The sequence below is a fragment of the Bacteroidota bacterium genome, from assembly GCA_026391695.1.
In the GTDB taxonomy this organism is placed as follows: Bacteria; Bacteroidota; Bacteroidia; order Bacteroidales; family JAGONC01; genus JAPLDP01.
Map to the genome: position 1 here is coordinate 51,798 of JAPLDP010000076.1, position 24,708 is coordinate 76,505.

22 protein-coding genes and 1 tRNA gene are annotated in these 24,708 nt (G+C 43.6%); 16 read left to right on the forward strand and 7 right to left on the reverse strand.

Going from position 1 to position 24,708, the window contains the following annotated elements; genetic code table 11:
* Positions 1-30 precede the first annotated feature (30 nt).
* From NT175_10960 to NT175_10970, 3 genes are read left to right on the forward strand one after another with little or no spacing between them, the layout of a single operon-like run.
* Positions 31-984: a phosphoribosylaminoimidazolesuccinocarboxamide synthase gene (locus tag NT175_10960; protein ID MCX6235217.1), complete on the forward strand. Its 954-nt coding sequence runs from the start codon at positions 31-33 to the stop codon at positions 982-984.
* A 15-nt stretch (positions 985-999) separates the two neighbouring features.
* Positions 1,000-2,214: a DegT/DnrJ/EryC1/StrS aminotransferase family protein gene (locus NT175_10965; GenBank protein MCX6235218.1), complete on the forward strand. Its 1,215-nt coding sequence runs from the start codon at positions 1,000-1,002 to the stop codon at positions 2,212-2,214.
* A 7-nt stretch (positions 2,215-2,221) separates the two neighbouring features.
* Entirely contained in the window at positions 2,222-2,830 is a 609-nt protein-coding gene (locus NT175_10970) for a sugar transferase (protein MCX6235219.1), read from the forward strand.
* 7 nt (positions 2,831-2,837) lie between these two features.
* On the opposite strand, the gene NT175_10975 is transcribed toward NT175_10970, so the two are convergent.
* Both NT175_10975 and NT175_10980 read right to left on the reverse strand, forming a co-directional pair.
* Positions 2,838-3,716 carry a transglutaminase-like domain-containing protein gene (locus tag NT175_10975; GenBank protein MCX6235220.1) on the reverse strand — a complete coding sequence of 293 codons (879 nt, stop codon included), beginning with the start codon at positions 3,714-3,716 and terminating at the stop codon, positions 2,838-2,840.
* Between the two features lie 30 nt (positions 3,717-3,746).
* On the reverse strand, positions 3,747-4,625 hold the full coding sequence (locus tag NT175_10980; protein ID MCX6235221.1) for a nucleoside phosphorylase: 879 nt from the start codon (positions 4,623-4,625) through the stop codon (positions 3,747-3,749).
* A 115-nt stretch (positions 4,626-4,740) separates the two neighbouring features.
* Here NT175_10980 and NT175_10985 point away from each other — a divergent pair, with 115 nt between their 5' ends.
* The 4 genes from NT175_10985 (at position 4,741) to NT175_11000 (ending at position 9,905) form a co-directional block, all read left to right on the forward strand.
* Positions 4,741-5,994: a competence/damage-inducible protein A gene (locus tag NT175_10985; GenBank protein MCX6235222.1), complete on the forward strand. Its 1,254-nt coding sequence runs from the start codon at positions 4,741-4,743 to the stop codon at positions 5,992-5,994.
* Positions 5,995-6,134: 140 nt separating this feature from the next.
* Entirely contained in the window at positions 6,135-6,374 is a 240-nt protein-coding gene (rpmB, locus tag NT175_10990; protein ID MCX6235223.1) for a 50S ribosomal protein L28, read from the forward strand.
* Between the two features lie 278 nt (positions 6,375-6,652).
* A complete protein-coding gene (locus tag NT175_10995) occupies positions 6,653-7,375 on the forward strand; it encodes a carboxypeptidase-like regulatory domain-containing protein (GenBank protein ID MCX6235224.1) in 723 nt (240 codons plus the stop codon).
* A gap of 28 nt (positions 7,376-7,403) precedes the next feature.
* A complete protein-coding gene (locus NT175_11000; protein ID MCX6235225.1) occupies positions 7,404-9,905 on the forward strand; it encodes a carboxypeptidase-like regulatory domain-containing protein in 2,502 nt (833 codons plus the stop codon).
* A gap of 18 nt (positions 9,906-9,923) precedes the next feature.
* On the opposite strand, the gene rocD is transcribed toward NT175_11000, so the two are convergent.
* The 3 genes from rocD to panB form a co-directional block, all read right to left on the reverse strand.
* Positions 9,924-11,144 (reverse strand): ornithine--oxo-acid transaminase, encoded by a 1,221-nt coding sequence (rocD, locus tag NT175_11005; protein MCX6235226.1) that lies wholly within the window; start codon positions 11,142-11,144, stop codon positions 9,924-9,926.
* Positions 11,145-11,301: 157 nt separating this feature from the next.
* Positions 11,302-12,021: an RNA pseudouridine synthase gene (locus NT175_11010; protein ID MCX6235227.1), complete on the reverse strand. Its 720-nt coding sequence runs from the start codon at positions 12,019-12,021 to the stop codon at positions 11,302-11,304.
* An 18-nt stretch (positions 12,022-12,039) separates the two neighbouring features.
* Complete coding sequence (panB, locus tag NT175_11015) at positions 12,040-12,861, reverse strand: 3-methyl-2-oxobutanoate hydroxymethyltransferase (GenBank protein ID MCX6235228.1); 822 nt, start codon at positions 12,859-12,861, stop codon at positions 12,040-12,042.
* Between the two features lie 100 nt (positions 12,862-12,961).
* Between panB and NT175_11020 the strand changes: the two genes are divergently transcribed.
* From NT175_11020 to NT175_11030, 3 genes are all read left to right on the forward strand, one after another.
* Positions 12,962-13,981: a hypothetical protein gene (locus NT175_11020; protein ID MCX6235229.1), complete on the forward strand. Its 1,020-nt coding sequence runs from the start codon at positions 12,962-12,964 to the stop codon at positions 13,979-13,981.
* Between the two features lie 160 nt (positions 13,982-14,141).
* A complete protein-coding gene (dnaK, locus tag NT175_11025; protein MCX6235230.1) occupies positions 14,142-16,061 on the forward strand; it encodes a molecular chaperone DnaK in 1,920 nt (639 codons plus the stop codon).
* Between the two features lie 66 nt (positions 16,062-16,127).
* Positions 16,128-17,690 carry a hypothetical protein gene (locus NT175_11030; protein MCX6235231.1) on the forward strand — a complete coding sequence of 521 codons (1,563 nt, stop codon included), beginning with the start codon at positions 16,128-16,130 and terminating at the stop codon, positions 17,688-17,690.
* Between the two features lie 113 nt (positions 17,691-17,803).
* On the opposite strand, the gene NT175_11035 is transcribed toward NT175_11030, so the two are convergent.
* Entirely contained in the window at positions 17,804-19,978 is a 2,175-nt protein-coding gene (locus tag NT175_11035) for a YCF48-related protein (protein MCX6235232.1), read from the reverse strand.
* A gap of 423 nt (positions 19,979-20,401) precedes the next feature.
* On the opposite strand from NT175_11035, the gene NT175_11040 reads away from it, so the two are divergent.
* The 3 genes from NT175_11040 to NT175_11050 are packed head-to-tail and all read left to right on the forward strand — an operon-like array spanning position 20,402 to position 21,453.
* Positions 20,402-20,668 (forward strand): YtxH domain-containing protein, encoded by a 267-nt coding sequence (locus NT175_11040; GenBank protein MCX6235233.1) that lies wholly within the window; start codon positions 20,402-20,404, stop codon positions 20,666-20,668.
* A 50-nt stretch (positions 20,669-20,718) separates the two neighbouring features.
* Positions 20,719-21,060 (forward strand): phage holin family protein, encoded by a 342-nt coding sequence (locus NT175_11045; GenBank protein MCX6235234.1) that lies wholly within the window; start codon positions 20,719-20,721, stop codon positions 21,058-21,060.
* Between the two features lie 6 nt (positions 21,061-21,066).
* The gene (locus tag NT175_11050) at positions 21,067-21,453 is read left to right on the forward strand and encodes a hypothetical protein (GenBank protein ID MCX6235235.1); all 387 of its coding nucleotides are present in this window, start codon (positions 21,067-21,069) and stop codon (positions 21,451-21,453) included.
* Here NT175_11050 and trxB read toward each other — a convergent pair.
* Positions 21,442-22,416, reverse strand: coding sequence for a thioredoxin-disulfide reductase (gene trxB / locus NT175_11055; GenBank protein MCX6235236.1), 975 nt, complete (start codon positions 22,414-22,416; stop codon positions 21,442-21,444). The two genes, NT175_11050 and trxB, sit on opposite strands and share 12 nt — an antisense overlap.
* A gap of 237 nt (positions 22,417-22,653) precedes the next feature.
* On the opposite strand from trxB, the gene NT175_11060 reads away from it, so the two are divergent.
* The 3 genes from NT175_11060 (at position 22,654) to NT175_11070 (ending at position 24,590) form a co-directional block, all read left to right on the forward strand.
* Positions 22,654-22,728: transfer RNA gene (locus tag NT175_11060), tRNA-Pro, on the forward strand.
* A 565-nt stretch (positions 22,729-23,293) separates the two neighbouring features.
* On the forward strand, positions 23,294-24,085 hold the full coding sequence (locus NT175_11065) for a hypothetical protein (GenBank protein ID MCX6235237.1): 792 nt from the start codon (positions 23,294-23,296) through the stop codon (positions 24,083-24,085).
* A 10-nt stretch (positions 24,086-24,095) separates the two neighbouring features.
* A complete protein-coding gene (locus tag NT175_11070) occupies positions 24,096-24,590 on the forward strand; it encodes a hypothetical protein (protein MCX6235238.1) in 495 nt (164 codons plus the stop codon).
* The last annotated feature ends 118 nt before the right edge of the window (positions 24,591-24,708 follow it).

Genomic DNA, 24,708 nt, shown 5'->3' on the forward strand with positions numbered 1-24,708 from the left:
AAAAAGATAAAAACAAACGTGTTATTTGTCATGAGAAATGCATTGATAAAAACAAATTTTTCTTTGCCTGATAAGATAAATCTTTATACTGGTAAGGTAAGGGATGTGTACAATATTAATGATCAATACCTGTTGATGGTCGTTACCGACCGTATATCGGCGTTTGATGTAGTCCTTCCGCGGGGAATCCCATATAAAGGACAGGTGCTCAATCAGATCACAACAAAATTCCTCGATGCCACCGAGGACATCCTCCCCAACTGGAAAATAGCCATTCCCGACCCCATGGTTACCTTCGGCAGGATTTGCCAGCCTTTTAAAGTGGAGATGGTCGTACGTGGCTATCTGGCCGGCCATGCCTGGCGGGAATATAAAAGCGGAAAACGCAGCCTTTGCGGTGTTGCCCTCCCTGAAGGCATGAAAGAAAATGAAAAGTTTCCGGAACCAATCATTACTCCCACCACCAAAGCCATAATTGGCCATGATGAGGATGTATCACGTGAAGAGATCATCCGGAGTGGGCTGGTGCCGGAAGAAGAGTACGCACAACTTGAAAAATATACACTGGCACTCTTCCGCAGGGGTGCTGAAATGGCCGATAAAATGGGTTTGATACTGGTCGATACAAAATATGAGTTCGGCAAGGCCGGCAACAGGATTTACCTTATCGATGAAATACATACACCCGACTCATCGCGCTATTTTTACAAGGAAGGCTATGAAGACCGGCTGCGTGCAGGTGAACCTCAGAAACAGCTTTCAAAGGAATTTGTCCGTGAATGGCTCATGGACCACGGCTTCCAGGGCAGGGAAGGACAACAGATACCAGAAATGGATGACCGTTTTGTGAACCAGGTCTCTGAAAGGTATATTGAATTATATGAGAGTATAACCGGTGAAAAATTTGTCAGATCTGATGTCACTGATGTTTTTAAAAGAGTGGAAGATAATGTAATCCGCTTTCTGAAAGCTTACAACAGATAAACAAACTTATATGTTATGATCCCATTTTCGCCACCACGCATTGATCAGAAAATCATCAACGCCGTCGTTGATACTCTTCGCTCCGGATGGATAACAACAGGGCCCAAGGTTAAGCTCTTCGAACAGAAATTGACACAATATGGCGGGCATAAAGCCACCCTGTGTGTCAACTCCTGTACAGCCGGACTGGAACTTATGTTGCGCTGGTTTGGCGTGAAGGAAGGCGATGAGGTCATCGTTCCTGTTTACACCTTTGCCGCTACAGCCAATGTCGTCATCCATTGTGGTGCTAAACCTGTATTGGTCGATTGCGGCGAAGATTTCAATATCACTGTTGAAAATATTGAAAATGCCATCACCACGCGGACAAAGGTCATTATGCCTGTCGATCTGGCCGGATTCCCGTGCGATTACGATAAGATCAATGCCTTGGTCAGAAGTGACAAAGTCAGGAGAAAGTTTAATCCCGGTAATGATATTCAGACAAAACTCGGCAGGATACTGATCCTGTCCGATGCTGCACACAGTGTAGGCGCCGTTTACAAGGGCAAGCGGACAGGCGCTCTCACCGATGTGAGCGTGTACTCGTTCCATGCTGTTAAAAACCTTACCACAGCCGAAGGCGGTGCCATTTGCCTTAACCTGGGTGAAGAATTTGATCATCCAAATCTGTACAAAGAGCTGGCAATTAAATCGTTGCATGGCCAAACCAAAGATGCCCTGGCGAAATTCGGCACAGCCAACTGGCGGTACGATATCATAGAACCTGGTTATAAATGCAATCTTACCGATATTCAGGCAGCTATCGGACTGATTGAACTGGAACGATATGATAAAGACATGCTGGTGAGACGCAAGGAAATATTTGATTTTTATTCCCGTATGTTCTCCACCTGCAAATGGGCCCAGCTACCCCTCTATGAAACAGATAGCAGGACATCTTCCTTCCACGTTTACCTGCTGAGGATCAAGGGTGTGAATGAGCAGCAAAGAGACCAGATCATCATCAGGATTTTTGATAACGGGGTAGCTGTCAATGTCCATTTCATCCCGCTGGCCATGATGAGCTATTATAAATCGGCCGGATACACTATCACAGATTACCCTGTCGCCTTCGACAACTACTCCAGGGTAATCAGCCTGCCTGTCTATTATGACCTCTCAGATGAACAACTGGATATTGTGGTGCGGGCAGTCAGGAAATCTGTAGAACAGGTAATAAAAAAATAAAAGAATGATGAAAAGAATTTTTGACCTTGTTCTGGCTGTTCTGTTCATCATTATATTATCACCCCTGATGGTTCTGATTTCCCTTTATATTATTCTGGATTCCCCGGGAGGTGTCATCTTCCGGCAAAGCCGTGTCGGAAAGAATAACAGAGACTTTACTATTTTAAAATTCCGGACTATGTTCACGGATTTCTCTGAAAAAGGATTGCTCACTATAGGTTCCGGCGATGCCCGTATTACTCGTGCCGGCAGAACGCTCCGGAAGTATAAACTCGACGAGATTCCACAGCTTTTTAATATCCTTTCGGGAAATATGAGCTTCGTAGGTCCTCGGCCTGAAGTGCGCAAATATGTTGAATTATATGATGAAGAACAGAAGAAAATCCTCTCTGTCCGGCCTGGTCTCACCGATTATGCATCACTTCAGTTCATCAGGGAAAGTGATATCCTTGGAAATTCCCCTGATCCTGAAGAGACCTATATACATTATCTTATGCCGGAAAAACTGAAACTCAACCTTCTTTACATACAAAGCCAAAGTATCCTGACTGATCTGAAAATCATTCTTAAGACAGTGTGGCAGATTAGCCCATTGTTTAAGGATAGAGTTAAATAAACATAAATCATTTCAAAATTTTTCCCAGTATTTTAAGCTCGCGGACCTTATCGGCATAACCCAGCGATTCATAGGAGTAGAGGAGGTTGCTGATCAGCCTTTGCAGGATAGTGCGGTTATTACAGGGATAATAATAGGATTTCTCAGGTTTCACCTTTAGCTGCCTGATATATTGATCAATCTCCCTTCTGGTGAAGATAGCCCCTTTATTAAATGGATTAATGTAAAAAAGAATATCCTTTTCATTTACGATTTGTTCACTGCCTTCCATGATTTCATTCAGATAGGCCAGTATGAAATGTTGTGGCAGGTTAACACCATATACCGGCAGGTCAAGTTTATGGGCAATGATGATATAAATCATGCCCAGAGAGAGAGGATTACCTTTTTTTGTCTCCAGTACCGTGTTGATATGGGAATTCTGCGGCGCACTGATGTTGCTCTTATTCCCGCTGAATTTATGAATATCGAATAATATGTTGTTGATGACTTTCACTTTCTCCAGCGAGGTGAGGTCATTGTTTATTTCTAGCCATATATCCTGTTTGATATGTTGCAGTTGCCTCCTGATTTTATCTTCATCCAGATCAGGATACTGGTGTCGGGTTATCAGCAGGAAGCCTTTCAGCAGGTCCTGATGCCCTTTATTGGCCCAGTCTTTTAAACCGGCATATAAACTATCGAACTGCAGCTTGTGAAGGATCACTTCTATCCGCTCCTGGATGACATTATCAAATGCATTTTCCCACGCTGATTCCAGAACCGGAATAGCATCAACACCATAGGTGTAAATTTTCTCCTGTATCTTCTCATAGATGTGATTATCCGGATCATCCAGAAGACTGATCAGCGCATGAAGTTCTTTATATTCAGAATAATCTTGCATTATTTATTTTCAATAGTCATGTGTTCATTCTCACAACTTATTCCTAAGTCTCTCCAGAAGTACCTGTATCAGTTTATCAATTTTAGTTTTGTAGTCCGGATCAAATTGTCCCGTAGCCCTGTTAGCAACGGCTATACAGATGGTCAGGGCATGATGGCCCAGAAGTCCGCATAAACCATATAGGGCAGAGCTTTCCATCTCAAAGTTGGTGATCTTTAAATCCTGATACCGGAAGGTTACGATTTTTTCATTCAGTTCAGGATATGCCAGTTTCAGGCGTAATGACCTGCCCTGGGGCCCATAAAAGCCCGGAGCGGTTATGGTTATGCCCCGGATGAAATGATCGCCAAGCTGCTGAATGAGCTTCTGTGAAGCCTTTACAGCATAGGGCCGTGACAAGAATTCCGGCCATCGTGTATGACGAATGAATGCCTCCGATAATTCCTTTTCAACGATATGTTTATTATCCGCATAAAAATTCATGACGCCGTCAAGTCCCAATGCATATTCAGCGACAATAAACCCGTTTAACGGAATATCCGGCTGTATGGCTCCTGACGTCCCCAGTCGGATGATGTTCAGTGCCGTATGTTGTTCTTTCCGTCTTCGGGTCTTCAGGTCGATATTGACCAGGGCATCCAGCTCATTAACTACAATATCGATGTTATCCGCACCCATACCGGTTGAAAGCACAGTAACCCGGCGGGTATTCAGGTATCCTGTGTGTGAAATGATCTCACGGTTCTGGATTTCCCACTCTATGCTGTCGAAGTATTTTGATATGTCAGGGACCCGCTGCGGGTCACCGGTGACGATGATAGTATGCGCCAGTTGCTCCGGCTTTAATCGTAAATGGTATATGCTGCCGTCAGAATTTATGATCAGTTCAGAATCGGAAAATTTTTCCATTCAATGAAGATTTCTTACACTGCTTTTTAAAGCTAACTTTGCTTATACGTAGGAAGTTCAGGAATGGTTGAGAAAAAGTTGATTTTAGATTTATTATGAAGATATACAACGAGTTATGGACAGTTCTATAATAAAGGCGGAAATCATTACCATCGGTGACGAGCTTCTTATAGGCCAGGTCGTCGACACAAACTCCGCATGGATGGCTTCTGAATTGAATAATATCGGCGTCGAGGTCGTTCAGATCACCAGCATATCCGATGAAAAAGAGTCAATTATCAAAACGCTGGCCGATGCCACAACCAGAGCCGACATTGTACTAATGACAGGTGGACTTGGGCCTACCAAAGATGATATTACAAAAGCCGCATTATGTGATTACTTCCATACGACCCTGCGGTTTGATCCTGTCGCCCTTGAAAATGTGACGCGTCTCTTCTGCAGCAGGGGAATGGAAGTCACCGAACGCAACCGCAAACAAGCGGAAGTGCCGGCAAACTGCACTCCTGTGAAAAATGACATTGGCACCGCCCCCGGCATGTGGTTTGAAGACAAGGGAAGAATCATCGTTTCGATGCCCGGCGTTCCTTTTGAAATGAAACACATGATGAGCCATTATATTTTACCGAAAGTGATACAATTGCAGCATGATGGTATTATCATCCATAAGACCATAATAACACAAGGAATAGGCGAATCGGCTTTGTGCGACATGCTCACCGGATGGGAAGAAACCTTACCCCGGCATATTCACTTGGCTTATCTTCCGCAACCCGGAGTGATCCGCTTACGCCTCACAGCCAAAGGATCGAACAGGGAACGCCTGTCCCGTGATATTACAGAACAGGTTGAAAAGCTAAAAACAATCATTCCCGATTACATCTTTGGTTATGACGATGATACGCTGGAAAAAATTATCGGCAGGATTTTAAAGGAAAAAAAACTGACGTTATCTACTGCTGAAAGCTGCACCGGTGGATATATTGCTCACCTGATCACCTCTGTTCCGGGAAGTTCGGATTATTACACCGGTTCTGTCATAGCTTACTCAAATGTAATAAAGAAAAAAATTCTCGGCGTCAGCCAAAAGTTGTTGGTCAGGCATGGCGCTGTCAGCGAGGAGGTTGTCACTTCAATGGCTGTGGGAGTGAAAAAGAAATTTCATACCGATTTTGCGATTGCTACCTCCGGTATTGCCGGGCCTGACGGCGGCACACCTGACAAACCGGTCGGCACAGTGTGGATCGCTGTCGCCACACCCGACAGGGTAATAGCACAGAGATTCCGCTTTGGTCAACACCGTGAAAGCAATATAAAAAGAACTGCTGCCGCAGGATTGAATCTCCTCCGGAGTTTAATTAGATTTTAATTGACCCATGACTTAAGTCATTTCCCATGACTTAAGTCATGGGTGAGATAAAAAAAAATTTCAGATTTGTTAATTATAATAAAAATCCTGACCTTTGCAGTCCTTTTTTAAAAAAGAATAATCAGAAAATAAATCAGGCCATGGCACGTATTTGTGAAATAACAGGCAAGAAAGCGATGGTTGGGAATAACGTCTCCCACTCAAATATCAAAACAAAGAGAAAATTCCACCCCAACCTCCAGACGAAGAAGTTTTATGTTCCTGAGGAAGATAAATGGATCACCTTGCGGGTATCAGCCGCCGGTATCAGAAATATCAACCGGAAAGGCATCTATGCCTGTCTTAAGAAAGCCAGGGAAAAAGGATATCTCCAGAAGTAAAACACCGATACTGACATATGAGATGCTGTTGCTTTCCGGCAGCAGCATTTTTTATTAATGAGACTCAAATTTTACAAACAAAGTGCAGTAAAATTTGTAAGTCGAATTGATCCCGGCTGCGCAGCAAGCCGGGATCTGTCAAATACACCGCTGTCCTGCTGAGGTATTTAGGTTCAGGGATTGCCCTCGGGTTCATACTGTGATTTAATTCAGTTAAACCCCGCAAAAATAAAACCAGTAGTAAGTCGTTAATTTTTCTAATGTATCTTTGCTCCTGCATGAGATTTTTACACAAAATATCTAAAATCATCTTACACCCATATTGCTACATAAGTAATTCATTTTCCCGTCACCGGCCATATATCACCTGCCTTCTGATTCTGCTAATACTGATAGGTACTCGCTCTTTTTCCCAGACAAAGAACGAAAGAGACAATGACCTGGTCCAGTTTTCCGGTATTGTCGTAACAGCCGACAGCCTGCGTCCTGTTCCATATACTCATATTGTCATCAAAAACACCAGGTGGGGCACTGTTGCTGACTATTTCGGGTATTTTTCGTTCGTGGCCCGCCGGAATGATACAATCCTTTTCACGGCCATGGGCTTTAAGAAATCGTTTTACGTCATACCTGATACCATCACGCGAAGAAGGTACTCTCTCATCAAAGCGCTGACAGCCGACACCACCCTGCTCGATGAAACTGTCATTTATCCCTGGCCGTCAAAGGAACAGTTTAGAGAAGCATTTATCAAGCTTAAAATTCCTGACGATGACCTTGTCCGCGCACAGAAAAACCTGGAGTTGGCCGAAATGAGGGAACGCGCTGAACTTTATGCCATGGATGGCAGTATGAATTACAAGAATTATATGCAGCAGCAAATCTATAACCGGAACTATTATATCGGACAAACACAACCTATCACCATCCTCGACCCCTTTGCCTGGGCACAATTCTTTAAAGCATGGAAAGAAGGGAAATTCAAACGGAAGAAAAAATAAGGCACTGCTGTTAATTTAATGAGCATTCATGATAAAACACCCGATGACATTGACCAGGTTGATCATAACATGCCTTTTCATCCTTTTCCTGTCGTCCGTTTATGGACAGAATAAGGGCATTGTATATGGCAGGGTGACCGACCAGAAAGGGAATCCTGTTGATATGGTCAACATAGCGGTCAAGAATACCTCTGGTGGGAATGTAACCAATAAAGAAGGTATGTTTGAGATACCTGTACCTGCCGGCCAGGAAATTACCCTGGTTTTTTCATTTATCGGATTCCAGACGCAGGAGCATGTGCTCACTCTTACCACAGGTGAACGTAGGGAAATAAACTGCGTTCTCGTCATCCTTCCTACTGAGTTGCCTGGCCTCCTTATCCAGGATAAACAGATCCGTGCGACGACGCTCACCCGTATCAATCCCAAAGATGCCACATTGCTGCCCACTGTCTCGGGAAACAGCATCGAAAGCCTCATCAAAACACTTCCCGGCGTGGCATCAACCAATGAGCTGAGTTCGCAGTATTCGGTCAGGGGTGGGAATTATGATGAAAACCTGGTCTATGTGAATGATATTGAAATATACCGTCCCTTTCTCATCCGTGCCAGCCAGCAGGAAGGCCTCAGCTTCCTTAATTCCGACCTGGTTTCCTCCATACTTTTTTCCGCCGGCGGCTTCGACGCAAAATATGGTGACAAGATGTCATCAGTGCTGGATATCCGGTATAAACAACCAACACAATTTGCAGGCTCTTTCTCCCTCAGCCTTCTGGAGGCCACTCTGCACCTGGAAGGTGCAACACCAAATCAGAAGTTTTCTTACCTTCTGGGTATGCGACAGAAATCCAACCAGTATATCCTTAAAGGACTTGAAACCCAGGGCGAATATAAGCCCTCATTTACCGATATCCAGACACTGATCAGATATGCTTTCAATGATAAGCTCAGCCTCTCATTCCTTGGTTATGTGGCCCGAAATTCCTATAAGCTTGTGCCTACATCCAGGGAGACGGCTTTTGGTGCTATCAACGAAGCGTATAAGTTCACGGTCTATTTTGAAGGTCAGGAACTCGATAAGTATTTGAATTACCTTGGCGGGATTACTGTGGATTACCAACCCAAAAATAATCTTAATCTGAAATTCATCGCCTCTTCCTTCAGGTCATTTGAAACAGAGACGTATGATCTGCTGGGTCAATACTGGATCGGCAGGCTGGAATTGGATTATTCCAGCGAAGAATTCGGCCAGCCGACAGAAACCCTTGGCATAGGCTCTTTTCTTGACCATGCTCGCAACGACCTGCAGGCAACCGTCTTCAATGTTGAACACCGCGGTTCGGCTGATAAATGGAACCAGTATCTGCATTGGGGTCTGAAATATCAGCGGGAGATCATCAACGATGAACTGCTGGAATGGCAGATGAACGATTCGGCAGGCTTCTCGCTGCCTCACCCACCCGATTCCGTCGGCTATATCTATCCCGAACTGCAACAGGATTATCCCTTCGAACTCTTCAGGTTTGCCATGAATGCCAACAATATCACCTCCAACAGGTACTCGGGTTTCATACAGGATAACCTGAATATCCTTGAAACCGATAGCTCAAAACTGATGCTGGTCGCAGGTGTCAGGTTTAATTACTGGGACTTCAATAAAGAATTTCTGTTCAGCCCGCGTGTTACTCTTTCATATAAACCTCCATGGAAACAGGATGTCGTCTTCCGATTCTCTACAGGTCTCTATTATCAACCTGCATTTTACAGGGAAATGCGTGACCTTGACGGTAACATCAACCCGGATATCAAAGCACAGAAATCAGTTCATATAGTATTGGGTGGCGACCTGAATTTCATGGCCTGGGGCAGACCATTTAAGTTCGTCACGGAAATTTATTATAAATACCTTTATGATCTGATTCCCTATGTGATTGATAATGTAAGGATCAGGTATTATGCAAAGAACGATTCACGCGGTTACGCGTGTGGTATTGATATGAAGGTCAACGGCGAATTTGTCCAGGGTATGGAGTCGTGGGCCAGCCTGTCGCTGATGAAAACCATGGAGAATATCGCAGATGACGGATTTTATGATAAAGACAGCAACTTCATTGATCCCGGGTACATCCGCCGGCCTACCGACCAGCGGATTAACTTCGGCCTGTACTTCCAGGATTACCTGCCTAAAAATCCTACCTATAAGATGAATATGACATTTCTTTACGGCTCCAATCTCCCCTTCGGCCCTCCGGATTTGCCTAAATACAAACAGCAGTTCAGGTCATCATCTTATCTGAGGGTGGATGTCGGCTTTTCCAAACAGCTTATCGGTAAAGGCACTTCCTTTAATCCCAAAAATCCTCTGAAGTATTTTGAGGCTATGTGGTTAAGCCTGGAGGTGTTTAACTTGTTACAGCATTTGAATACGGTGTCATACATCTGGGTAAAGGATATTCATAATATCCAGTATCCTGTCCCGAACAGGCTGACGCCCAGGCAGATAAATATCCGTCTCGTGGCACAGTTTTAGAATTTTATTGAGGCTATATCAAAAAGACAATATCGATTTCTTGATCCTATCGATCGCATCCATCATCTGCTCTTCGGTGATCACCAGCGGAGGGGCAAAACGGATGATATGCAGATGTGTGGGTTTGGCAAGAACACCATTCTCTGCCATCTTCAGGCATACATCCCAGGCTTCCTTGCCATTTTTCGGACGAATGATAATGGCATTGAGAAGCCCCTTGCCTCTGACCAGTGAAATCATGTCGGCGGAGATTTTTCTCATCTCATTACGGAATATCGTGCCCATCTTTTCTGCATTTTCAGCGAGGTCTTCATCCAGCAGCACCTGCAAGGCTGTAATGGCAGTGCGGGCGGCCAGGGGATTCCCCCCGAATGTCGATCCATGTTGTCCCGGCCTGATGGTCAGCATGATGTCATCATCGGCAAGAACGGCAGAAATAGGATATAAGCCCCCCGACAGTGCCTTTCCCAAGATTACTATGTCGGGTCGGACTTCTTCATGGTCACAGGCCAGCATTTTTCCGGTGCGTGCAAGGCCTGTCTGAACTTCATCGGCAATGAAAAGGACATTTTTAGCTTTGCACAGGGCATAAGCTTTGGCAAGGTAACCGTCGTCGGGCACATTGACACCGGCTTCACCCTGGATAGGCTCCACAAGAAAGCCGGCAACATGGGGATCTTCCAAAGCCCTCTGAAGAGCAGGGATGTCATTATAAGGTATGGTGATGAAACCCGGAGTGTAGGGCCCAAAGCCGTCGCGGGCCTCCGGATCGGTTGATACAGAAATTACGGTGATCGTGCGGCCATGAAAGTTACCTTCACAGGTGATGATCTTTGCCTGGTTCATGGCAATGCCTTTTTTCTCATAAGCCCACTTGCGGCATAACTTAAGGGCTGTTTCGACACCTTCAGCACCGGTATTCATTGGTAAAACCTTATCATACCCGAAATATTCCGTGATATACTTCTCATATGGCCCCAGGGCATCATTGTAAAAAGCCCTCGATGTCAGCGTCAGAACCTTGACCTGGTCAATAAGCGTTTCAACAATGGTAGGATGGCAATGTCCCTGGTTCACTGCCGAATAAGCTGATAAAAAATCATAATATCTTTTGCCTTCCACGTCCCACAGGTAAACACCCTCGCCGCGTGATAAAACCACCGGCAGCGGATGATAATTATGCGCTCCATATTTTTCTTCCAGGTGCTTCAGGTCTTTTGAAGTCATCGTTCCAATCATATTAAGTGTTATTGATATTTGCCTGCAAAAATATTGAATTCAAATGTAATAAACGAGGGAACGGATGTTAATTTTTTCCGGTTCAATGGTTGGGAACAGAAGATGAGGTGTATGAAACGACAAAATAGGCTATTGCCGACTGCCGACTGCCGACTGTCTACTGTCTACTGCCGACTGCCGCCTGCCGACTAAAGAGCTTCCAGAGCGCATCAGAGGATGGCGGTTCTGCAGTAATTGTCACAAGTTCCTTTTTTATTGGATGCACAAACTCCACCTTAAAAGAGTGTAAATGTATGGAACCATCGTCATTGCTGCGCGGATAACCATACTTCAGATCTCCTTTAACCGGGCATCCAATGTATGCCAGTTGAGCCCTGATCTGGTGATGACGGCCGGTCAGCAGATTGACCTCCAAAAGGTGATATTTGTCACTGGAGCCGATAATCCTGTATATCAGTTCAGCCTTCAACCCCCCTTTTTTTTCGTCTGTATAAACGTACGTCTTATTTTTTTCCTCGTTTCTCCTGAGATAATGTATGAGGTGGCCGGAGTCTTCCGGCGGCTTATCTTTCACAACAGCCCAGTAGGTCTTATGAATGGTTCCTTCACGTAACATTTCATTAAGCCGGGCCAGCGCTTTGCTTGTTTTGGCAAACAAAACGATGCCGCTCACAGGCCTGTCCAGCCGGTGAACCACACCAAGGAAAACATTCCCCGGCTTCCGGTATTTCTCTTTCAGATATCTTTTGAGGATCTCACTTAACGGCTCATCCCCGGTCTTATCACCTTGTACAATTTCAGACGGACGTTTGTTAAAAACCAGCAGGTGATTGTCTTCGTATAGGAGGCGGTTTTCAATGTCCTGAAATTCTGACATTAATGAGAGCATGACAGGTTAATACTGTTCGCGTTCATTGGGGAAATCCCTTGTCTTCACATCATGTATATAGGACTGCACCGATCCTTTTATCTCCTCTTTGAGGTTATGGTAGCGTCGCAGAAACCGCGGTGAAAACTCCTGTGTGATTCCCAGCATATCGTGTATGACAAGCACCTGGCCGTTAACGCCACTTCCGGCACCGATGCCAATGGTCGGTATTTTGATTTCGCCGGTCACTTTTGCCGCAAGCGTCGCCGGTATCTTTTCGAGGACGATGGCAAAGCAGCCGGCTTCTTCAAGCACATGGGCATCTTCAACCAGCGTCAGCGCTTCCTGTTCCTCCGTCGCCCTCACAACGTAAGTGCCAAATTTGTGTATCGATTGCGGTGTCAGCCCCAGGTGCCCCATCACCGGTATGCCTGCCGACAGGATTCTGGTGATGGATTCCTCAATCTCCCGTCCCCCTTCAATTTTTACCGCATCTGCACCTGCTTCTTTCATGATACGTATAGCCGACACCAGTGCCTCCTTGGAGTTGCCCTGGTACGTGCCAAATGGCATGTCAACCACCACGAGCGCCCGTTTTACTCCCCGAACCACACCGGACGCATGGTATATCATCTCATTAAGGGTGATTGGCAGCGTGGTCTTGTGACCCGCCATGACGTTCGATGCCGAATCCCCTACCAGAATAACATCTATTCCCGCTTCATCAATGATACGGGCCATAGAATAATCATAAGAGGTCAGCATAGCAATCATCTCACCTTTTAACTTCATATCCTGCAGGACATGAGTGGTGATTTTTTTTATGGAAGCAAAACTTGAAATGGTCATAATTATATTGATTCAATTCTCTGCAAAATTACAACAAACCCTGAATAAAAAAATGTTACCGCTATTGATGTGACATAAATAATATTTACTTTTGGCGTTCATGAAGAAATGGCTTTCCATAACCCTTGCCAGTTTGTTATTTGTGTCATCCTGTGATACCAGTCTGGATATCATGGGGAATTATGAAGATATTACGGTCGTTTACGGATTGTTGAATCAGATCGACAGCGTCACCTATATCAAAATCAATAAGGCCTTTCTCGGCGAAGGTAATGCCCTGCTTATGGCCCGCGAACCCGATTCAAGCAGTTATGGCAACAACATTGAAGTTAAAATTGAGGAGTATGATAAATACGGGGGATTGGCGAATACATTTTACTTTGACACAACTTCCATCTATAACAAGGACACAGGCACATTCTATTACCCCAAACAGATACTCTATAAGTGCATCACCAAAAATCAACTCAATGTTGAATCATCCTATAAACTGATCATCCATAATAAAAAGACCGGCAAGGATATTACAGCTCGCACACTTCTTGTCGGGGATTTTGAAATAGTTAAACCCCTAATAAATAATCCATCCAAACCAACGATATCATTCCCGGATAATAATTCATTGAAAGAGGTCGAATGGACAACGGCAAAGTATGGCAGACGTTACGATGTGGTGATGCGGTTTAATTTTAAAGAGAAGCTTTTTAATGATCCCGACACTTTGCTCAGGTATGTCGATTATCACTTTACATCACAGAAATCCAAAACACTCGACGGCGGCGAAGAGATGCTTACCCAGATCGCCAACGAGAATTTCTTTAAATATCTTGAAGCGACAGTTCCGTATGATACTGAAAAAGAACTGCAGGTGGACTGCCGGGTGTCAGGGACCGTCGATTTCATTTTTTCTGTTGCCGGCGATGATTTTAATACCTATATGGAAGTCAATGCCCCCTCGACATCTATCGTTCAGGACCGGCCTGAATATACAAATGTCACGAATGGAATAGGCATCTTCTCATGCCGCTACAATAAAATACGTAAGTTCTTCCTCAATCCAGTCACTGTTGTGGTCCTGGTCTCCAAAAACATTAAATTCATCAAAGTCATCGGTGGATGATTCACCATCCAATGATCACTGATCATTGATCATTGATCATTGTCCCTAACTGTCTTTTTGTCACTATCTGTCAGATTCTTATGCCTCTGGCCGTTTGGCATAAAGATTGACATATCTGCTAAAAATCCTGAAAATAGTATACAATCAAAAAAAATAGAAAATGGGCAAAATAATTGGAATTGACTTAGGAACAACAAATTCATGTGTAGCTGTAATGGAAGGCAATGAGCCTGTGGTGATCCCAAATAGTGAAGGCCGGAGGACAACACCTTCGATCGTGGCTTTTACCGGGAATGGTGAACGCAAGGTAGGTGACCCCGCAAAACGCCAGGCTATCACTAATCCCAAAAAAACAGTGTATTCCATTAAACGGTTCATGGGCGAATCCTTCGATCGTGTTCAGATAGAGATAAACAGGGTGACATTTCCCGTTACAAAGGGTGACAACAACACTCCACGTGTAAAAATTGAAGACCGGCTTTATTCCCCGCAGGAAATCTCAGCCATGATTTTGCAGAAAATGAAGAAGACTGCCGAAGATTATCTGGGCTATGAGGTCACTGAAGCCGTTATAACGGTGCCGGCTTACTTCAGCGACTCCCAGCGCCAGGCGACAAAGGAAGCCGGTGAAATCGCCGGCCTGACAGTCAAACGTATCATCAATGAACCTACTGCCGCCTCACTGGCCTATGGCCTTGATAAGAAAAATAAGGATATGAAAATCGCCGTTTATGACCTGGGTGGCGGTACATTCGACATATCCATCCTCGAGCTCGGCGATGGCGTGTTTGAAGTTAAATCGACAAATGGTGATACACACCTTGGCGGTGATGATTTTGACCATACAGTCATTGACTGGCTGGCTGAAGAGTTTATGAAAGATGAACGGATAGACCTCCGAAAAGATCCCATGGCACTGCAGCGACTCAAGGAAGCTGCCGAAAAGGCTAAGATCGAACTGTCAAGCTCTACGTCTACAGAAATAAACCTGCCATATATCATGCCTGTCGATGGCATACCCAAACACCTGGTGAGAACACTGACACGCTCAAAATTTGAACAACTCATCGATAAATATGTACAGGCTACCATTGGTCCCTGCCGGAAAGCCATGCAGGATGCAGGCCTGTCGAATTCCGACATCGATGAGGTGATCCTTGTTGGCGGTTCTACACGTATTCCTGTCATACAGAAAATCGTGGAAGATTTCTTCGGCAAGGTACCATCAAAAGGCGTAAATCCTGATGAAGTCGTCGCTGTTGGCGCTGCTATACAGGGCGGTGTGCTCACAGGCGAGGTAAAGGATGTCCTCCTCCTCGATGTCACACCCCTGTCACTGGGTATTGAAACACTGGGCGGTGTATGTACCCGGCTGATCGAATCCAATACCACCATACCTGTCAGGAAATCAGAGGTTTTCTCAACAGCATCCGATAACCAGCCGACAGTCGAAATACATGTGCTCCAGGGTGAACGGCCCATGGCACAACAAAACAGGAGTATCGGACGTTTTCATCTTGACGGCATACCGCCAGCTCCCAGAGGCATACCACAAATCGAAGTGACATTCGACATCGACGCCAATGGTATCCTCCATGTATCAGCAAAAGACAAAGGTACAGGACGGTCACAGCAGATACGCATCGAAGCTTCCTCCGGCCTGACCGATAGCGAGATCAAAAGAATGCGGGATGAAGCGAAGGCCAATGAAGATGCCGACAGGAAGGAAAGAGAAACTATCGATAAACTCAACACAGCCGACACCATGATTTTCTCAACGGAAAAACAGATTAAGGAATATGGGAATAAAATACCGGCTGACAAGGTGCAGGCTATTGAAAGAGCGCTGGCAGATCTGAAACAGGCTCATAAGGATAAGAACATACCGGGAATAGACAATGCCATGAGCCAACTGAATGCCGCATGGCAGGCTGCCAGCGAAGAGATGTACAAAGCCACAGCCGGACCTCAGCAGGACGCCGGACCTCAGCAGGGCACCGGTGACACCGGAAGAACATCAGGGTCATCCAAAGACGATGAAGTGACCGACGTGGATTTTGAAGAAGTGAAAGATAAATAACCTCACCCCCCTGCCCCCCTCTCCCCAAGGAGAGGGGTTAAAGGGGAGGGGTAATATACCCATCACATGCTTAAGATCAGGCCTATACTCCTTTTTTTGTGGATTCTGCCTTCATGCTTTGCCTTTGCCCAGTCCGAAGATCAAATCGCCCTCAGCGATAAACTGATGCGCCTGGAAATAGAAACAAAATCTGAGTCACAGCCTTTTACAGTTTTACCATTTGATAAACAGGGCCTCCTCCTGTTTTATGAAAGCGTGGCCTCCACCGAAGATAAAGACCATATCATCTGGGTCTTTAAACTGTTCGATATCAACCTTCAGCAAATCTGGATACAGGAACTACCTGTTCTGAAAAATATCCGGCTCGAGAAATCAGTGATTGATGACAATTTCATGTACCTCTTTTACTATAATGACGAAAATAATTCTAAGGGCAATAACTTTCAGATCATCAAAGTACCGGGAAAGGAGGGAGTGATCAGGGCTAAGACAGGCAGGGTGCCCGAAAAATCAACACTCACTCATTTTAAAGTGGTCGGCCCGACAGCCTATTATGGCATTCAGACGAAAGATAATAATGCTTATATCTACAAGTTTGATCTCACAACAGGAGTGACCGATAGTGTGCCACTGAACGAAACAGGCTTGAGCTACCTTCTTGGCCTGAATGTGGACACTGTTCGTCACGATATCAATATCTACTATAAGACCTTCATCGAGAAAACCGAAGAGTCAATTTTTCTGAGAAGCTATAGTTATGACTGGAAACCACTAAGAACTGTAGAAATCATTAATGATGAAAATATATACCTGATAAACAGCGGGGAATATCTTCCCATCGACAGTAATAAAGCGCTGATCATTGGTACTTACCGGGATAATCCGAAAGGTAAATATAATATGGGTGCTGATGATATCACCATGGAATCAACCGGATTCTATGTGACCAAAATTGCCGGTGATACATGTGCATATATCCGGTACCACAACTTTTCGGAATTCAACAGTTTTTATAAAAATCTTTCCATTAACGATATCTCCCGGATCAGAAAAAGCGGCAGCAAGGACGAAAAGATCACCGTTGATTATAATCTGTTGATCCATAATGTGGTACCAGTCAACGATGTGTATGTTTTCGTTGCTGAAGCCTATTATCCGGAATATCATACCGTGACCAGGATGATGTATGACTGGTATGGGCGCCCGATGCCATCCTATTATAATATTTTTGATGGTTTTCGCTATACCTCGGCCTTTATTGCGGCATTTGATGAAAAGGGTACACTTATTTGGGATAATGGTCTTGAACTCTGGGATATCCTGTCGAACTCCCTGGAAAAAAGAGTCAATGTGGTGTTTGATGACCGGGAAACCGTCCTGGCCTATTCCCTGAATGGCGAAGTGACCTATAAGGTTATCAAAGGGAATGAAGATATTCAGAATCTCGACCATGTGAAAATCGACTCAAAATATACCAAGGATAAACTCGTTGAGGAGACCGGCAGTAATATGATGTATTGGTATAATAATTATTTTCTCACCTCAGGTTATCAGACCATCAAGAACAACTCCCTGCCTGATAAAAGCAAACGAACGGTATTTTATATCAATAAGATGGCGTTTAATTGACCTCACCCCCCGTCCCCCTCTCCCACGGGAGAGGGGGTGAAGTGATTTGGTCGATACAGATGGCATCTCTCTCATGAAAGCTGAATAACAAGGCCCCTTTCCCTTCAGTAATATCAGAATTTCAGGATTTTTGTCGACCAGGATTGATCCTCATTAAAAAGGGTAACGATATATATCCCTTTGGATAGCTGCGAAATATCCATAGTCAGGATATCCAAAGTGCGTGAATAATTTTTTGATAAGACTATCGAACCGCTCAAATCATATATCTTCAGAAAGATATCCTGTTTTATTCCGTCCGGTACAGCGATTTTTAATATATCGCCCGACGGATTCGGGAATATGGTAAGTTGAAGTTCCTGAGAAAGTGACTTGTCTTCGTTTCCTGTTATACCTCCACTCTCGGTCTTTAATATCAGTCCCTTTTCGCCGAAAATCAGGCCTGTATTCAGATCATTAAAGCGGATATGGTGCAGGGCGGAGGTCGAAATTGAAGGCATGACCTCCCATGTATCGCCGCCATCCTGCGTATATACCATAGTTTCATAGCTACCATCACCAACGGCAAATCCTGTCGTCAGGTTTGTAAAACATACCTCGTAAAAGTCAATGGGGTGAGGCGTGGTCACTGTTAGCTGTTCCCAGCTTATACCGCCATCGCGTGTACGGAAAATCCTGTTGGAATTCCCACATAGAAAACCGGTATAATAGTTCAGGAAAAATATGTCATTCAGAAGAATTCCATTCGGGATGTCGATATATTGCCAGTTCGTACCCGCATCGCCCGACCGGTGCAAACCACTCCATCCTGCGGCAAAACAAACAGGCCAGTGTTTTAATTCAATATCAGTGAAATAACCGTTTTTCCGGATCACCCAGTTATATCCCCCATCTGTGGTCTGGTAAATATGTTCATCTGTGGCCAGATATCCAAAGTCCTCATCCTGAAATTTTATACAATTAGGTATATTGTCCTCATTATTGATAGTTGTTTCAAGCACTGACCAGCTTACCCCTCCGTCTGTTGTCCGGTATAACCAGAGATCCCAAACGCAGTCAGTGGCAATCCATCCGTTGTTATCATCACAAAAGTGCACTACGGCTATACTAAATAGGTCGGGAGAAAAACAACCCGTCCAGGTGTCGCCGCCATCAATGGTCTTATATAAGCCACAGGCGGGGGTACCACCTCCCCATATTTCGGCTGTCAGAAATCCCTTTTCATCATTTATAAAGTGCACATCCGTGATATCACCACAAAAAAACCGGTCGTCAATTGCTTGCCAGGTAAGCCCATTGTCAGTTGTCCGGTCTATATCGCCCAACCGACCGACAACCAAAGCTCTGTCGATAGTATCACAGACGATGGCAAATCCACCCCAGGGCATAAAACCCGGAAGATATGTTTGCAGCCATGTATTACCCCTGTCATGTGATGTAAACACGGAATTGGAATAATCGACAGAACACCCTGAAACCATAATGATGGTGTCATTCATATAGTCCATCCCAAATGGGTAAAGCGACCAGAAGGTATAGACCTCTCCCCATGACTCACCACCATCCGAGGTCCTGAAAAATCTGCATTTTTCCTCATAAGAAGTTGATGTGACGCAGCTTATGAATCCAAGCTGAGGGTTGGGGAAACAAGCCTTATATATAGTCGTGTTGCTGAACTGCAGGCTGAGCGAACGTATTACCCAGTTCAGCCCGCCATTGATGGTTTTTATATATTTTTCCCCTGAACCGCCAAAGATATATCCTGTATCTGAATTCAGGAAGTCGATATCAGTAAATGTAAAACCTGCCTGTGTATAAAGGGTGTCCCATGTCACTCCTCCGTCGAATGTCCGGATGATCAAATCATCTTCTCCCACAGCAAAGGCATTGTTGGTGACCGACAAGCTGACATCAGTGAACTCATCCCATTGCCCGCCAGTGTAGCGTACCAATTCCCAATGATAGCCACCATCAATGGTTTTCAATATGATGCCTTTTAAACCGACAATATAACCTATATATGGATTAATGAACTCTACCTCTCTCAGTTCAGCTTCATTGTCAAGCCCTCCGGGATTGAGAATTAATTCCCAGTTATCTCCGAAGTCGGAAGAAATCATGACTGTCGAACCTGATCCGACAGCAATAATTTTATTGGCTCCCGGTATTTTTTTAAGCCCGCAGAGCGTGTTTTCCTGTGGCAGCGTCGAAATCCTGTACCACGGATGTTGGGAGTGCAAAAACAATGGCAGTAAAACAATAAGAAGAATATGATTGAGACGATTCATATATGTGTTGTGACCCCATAAATATACAAAAAAAATAAAGCTATGCTATTTTATCACGGATGTCATTTCTCCAAGAGATGACACCCGTGACCACAAGATAAGTAAAACGAAATAGCCGCAATGTTGTGAAATCATAAATTGTTCTGATCCTGTGAACACTATCCCGTGAAAATTGTTAAACATTAGATAAAACCTGTGGGGTAAGGTTGCCTGATTGCCGGGGCAATGAAAATCAATAATCCTGTTTCGACAATTCAAGGTGTGTCGAAGGATAAAATTCCTGAAAGTTGAGATGTGATTTATAAACAAGGCGGATTATAACCTGTTGAGCTAAAATCACGTATAAGCGAAGCACACCTGTCTGGACAAAGCGAGTTTCCTTGAAATAATTCTTTTATACAAATCACTTAAAAATGTAAAATTATGAGCTCAGGTAAAGTAGTACTAGGCGTTCTGGCAGGTGTTGCTGTCGGTGCTTTATTAGGTATTCTGTTTGCTCCCGACAAAGGTTCCAAAACAAGAAAAAAAATAATAAGAAAGGGCGGAGACACATTAGATGACTTAAAAGAAAAATTTAGTGATTTATTGGATAATATCACTGAAAAATACGAAGCGGTTAAAGAGGAAGCCGCAGATCTGGCTGAAAAGGTAAAAAGTAAAGCTGAAGATGTTAAGCCTGCGAAAAGCTGAGAATTGTTGATTGCTTTCTCCAGCTATTTAAAGCGATAAATATAATAAACATGGAAGACAAAGGAGGTTTACTGGAATCCCTGTTTGAAAGAGCAGAAGATTACAGCAAGACAAGTCTGGAATTATTAAAACTTAAAGCACTGGATAAATCATCGGGTGTAGCGGCTGCATGTATGGCGCGGGGTATGGTTTGCATCGTCTTAATCCTGTTCATCATCATGGTGAGCATTGGAGTTGCGCTTTGGCTTGGCGATTTGCTTGGCAAAACCTGGTACGGATTTTTTATTGTGGCTGCATTTTATGGCATCAAAGCATTTGTTTTATATTTCTTTATGGGCAAATGGCTTAGGAAGGTTTTCAGTAATTTCATTATCAAGCAGGCGCTTAAATAAGATCCTATGCAGAATATTACTTCCAGAAAAGAGTTAAGGAATGCGATCCTTCAATTGGAGGAAAAGCAGATGCTGCAGGGACAGCTCCTGAAAGATCAGTTCAACAGCACCGTTGATCAATTCAGAGTCCTCGGTTGGATAAAAAGTGCTATCAAGGTTGCCACCCTGCCAGGCGCAATGGATAAGTTGCTCGGCACTACTCTTGGCTTAACGGCCTGGGCGCTCTCAAAGAAACTGTTCGTTGGCAGGTCAGGAAGCCCGTTACGTAAAGTCATCGGCACACTATTGCAATACGGGATGATGTATGTTGTAGTGAAGTATCCTGAGATCATTAAATCAACAGGTCTGGGTTTGTTCCATAAGGTATTCACCAAGCGGAAGTCAGGGGAGTGACGGGCCGCCATGATGCTGCCCTGAATACACTGACGAGAGGAACCTCTCTGCTTCGATGGCAGCCATACATCCTGTGCCTGCAGCGGTGACAGCCTGACGGAATACATGATCCTGAACATCGCCGGCAGCAAATACACCTTCTACACTGGTGCGTGTTGAATCAGGTGCAGTGATGATATATCCCATCTCATTCATGTCGAGCTGGCCCCTGAAAATCTCCGTATTGGGCGAATGCCCGATGGCGACGAAAAAACCCTCTACATCCAGTTTTTTCTGCTCTCCTGTTTTGACATTTTTCACGATGACACCATTCACACCCTTGAGATCGCCGACAATTTCAACAGGGACACTATCCCATACCATTTCGATATTTTTGGTGTTTAAAACTTTATTTTGCATGGCTTTGGAAGCGCGCAGCTCATGGCGGCGGTGGATGAGGTATACTTTTTTGCATAGCTTCGATAAATAGGTAGCTTCTTCAGTTGCGGTATCGCCGCCGCCGACGACAGCCACATCCTGGCCTTTATAGAAAAAACCGTCGCATGTGGCACAGGCTGACACACCATGCCCTTTGAACTTTTCTTCCGACGCCAAGCCCAGGTACCGGACTGTGGCTCCTGTCGCAATGATCAGTGTCTCCGCCTCCATGGCATGGCCGTCGTCAGCCTTGACGAGAAAAGGCCTTTTCGACAGGTCTGCCTCAGTGATGATCCCCCAGCGCGCATCAGTACCGAAACGTTCGGCCTGTTTTTGAATGTCTTCCATCATCTTCGGTCCGGTGACACCCTCAGGGTACCCCGGAAAGTTCTCCACATCGGTGGTGGTTGTCAGCTGTCCGCCAGGTTCTAATCCCATATATAAAACAGGTTTCAGATCCGCCCTGGCAGCGTAAATGGCTGCCGTGAAACCGGCCGGCCCCGAACCGATAATCAAACATCTCACTTTTTCAATAGGTTCACTCATGCTTTATCGAAAATTAAATTTATATTATGAAAGTGCCACTAATGTCCGAATTTTATGCCAAAAGTATGAAATGCCCAAATGTATCATAAACATCTGCATTTCCACGATTTAAAGATATGACATTCTGTCCTTCCCCCAAACATTTTTTTAAAAGTAAAATAAATCGTATTTTTGCCCCCCACTCTTCCCCACACCCACACCCTCACTCACACCCACACCCACACCCACACCTATGTCCGGGGTGTAGCGCAGCCTGGTTAGCGCGCTTGACTGGGGGTCAAGAGGTCGAGAGTTCAAATCTCTCCACTCCGACAACACAAAAAGACCTGTTCGCCGAAGGCGGCCGGGTCTTTTTTTTGCGAAGCGTTGAAAACTTGTTTTCAAAAGCGTAGCAAAAGAAAAAGGGCCGGCATCGCAAAGCGACAAGGTCTTTTTGTGTTATCAGGCCAACCACAACGATTCACTGAAGGTAAATCTCTCCACTCCGACAAGAAAATGAGCCTGTTACGATAAAATTTTTCTAACAGGCTTTTTTATTTGCATACAATTTAACATACAAACCCAGATAAATTTTCCTAATTATTTTGGTAATCTTATCATTAGTTTAGCCGATAATATAGAATGAATAGTCTATGCTATAACCTCTTGATAAAGCGATTAAATTTTTCGTATTTGAACAAATAGGATATATACCTATGGATTGCTCAGGAATAAATTATTGAATTTGCTGACGGCTTTACTGATAAACCGGAACTGGCATTCGACTCGATTTTTTTTGCAAATAATATCGATCTATATTTAATATTTATTTTTTTTGTAATTTGCAGATGAAATCTTTTTAGTTAGGCACAATTTTATGACAGACAATAAACTAACAATGAAAAATGAATTAATAAAATTAGTTTCAGATGGAAGACTTTTGTTCTATCACATAGCTTTGACAGAAGGAAAACTTAATGAGAAAGAAGCGAAAAATTTTAAAAAATATCAAGAATATCAAGAGTTTGAAAGGGAATTAATTAGCATTAAATCTAATTATCAAAAGTGGTATTCAATGTCTATTCAAGTAATAAAACAACTTCTTCCAGAAAGACTTGCTGAGTTTCAAGATCTTTATCATAATGAAAAAAGAAATAATAAAAACATAACATATTTAACCTATTCTATTTCTGATTACCTTTTAAACTTAAAGATTACAGACGGTTGGGACATAAAGGCTGTTGATGGAGCAGCAGCATGTATCTCAAAAATGGAACAACAAATCGAAATTCTAAATTCGTGTTTACAAGTCTTCGACTCTAAATTGAAAAACATAATTGGAGTATTGCAGTCTGAGTTATTTGAAAACGAACTTGAGACAGCCAAAAATGTCTTAAAGAAAAAACACTATAGACTGGCGGGCGCTTTAGCAGGTATAGTTTTAGAAGGTCATTTAAAAGAAGTTTGTAACAACCATCAAATCAAGTTTAAAAAGTCAAATCCAACTATCTCTGATTACAATGAAGAACTTAAACAAAAAGAGAGAATTGACTTACCAACTTGGAGATTGATCCAACGACTCGGTGATATCAGAAATATGAGTGTTCATGCAAAGGAACGTGAACCAAAGCCAGACGAGATAGAAGATCTAATTAGAGGTTGTGAAAAACTAATTTCTGAGTTAATATAAAAAATGTAATATGGGATTCGCTGAAAGACAAATTGAATGGTATATGCTGACTCTAAGAGTCATTGCTGAAAGAATATCTGAAGAAAGGGGATTATTATTATCTGCTGACGATATTGGAAAGGCAATTGCTGAAACCAAAGGATATTCACAAAATTTACAGGTGTTTTGGTACACCCTCGATAACGGCTTAAATATTTATGAAAAATTAAAAGATTATCCGTTTAACAAAAAAATAGGAGATATAAAATTAGTTGGAGAAGATTGCATTTTCCCAGACAACTTGCCTAAAAATATTTATGAAGCCGAGATCAAAGCTAAAGGACAAGTATGGGAAATACATCAAGACGACAAGGACAAATTTCCATCAAATCCACATGCTCATGACTATGAAACAGGATTAAAACTTGATCTTTCCAATGGTAACCTTTTCCGAAAGAGGAAATGGGTTGATTCTATAAATAAAAAGAAATTAATGGTTATCAGACTTAACCTGAATAATTCATAAATCCAAAATTCGGATAAAAAGCTATACTATTTCCAGGACGAATACAAAAAATTAGGCAAGCTGGGATAATTTGTAAGATATTGATGCAGTTTTTGTTTTGACAAAATTCATTGTTCAG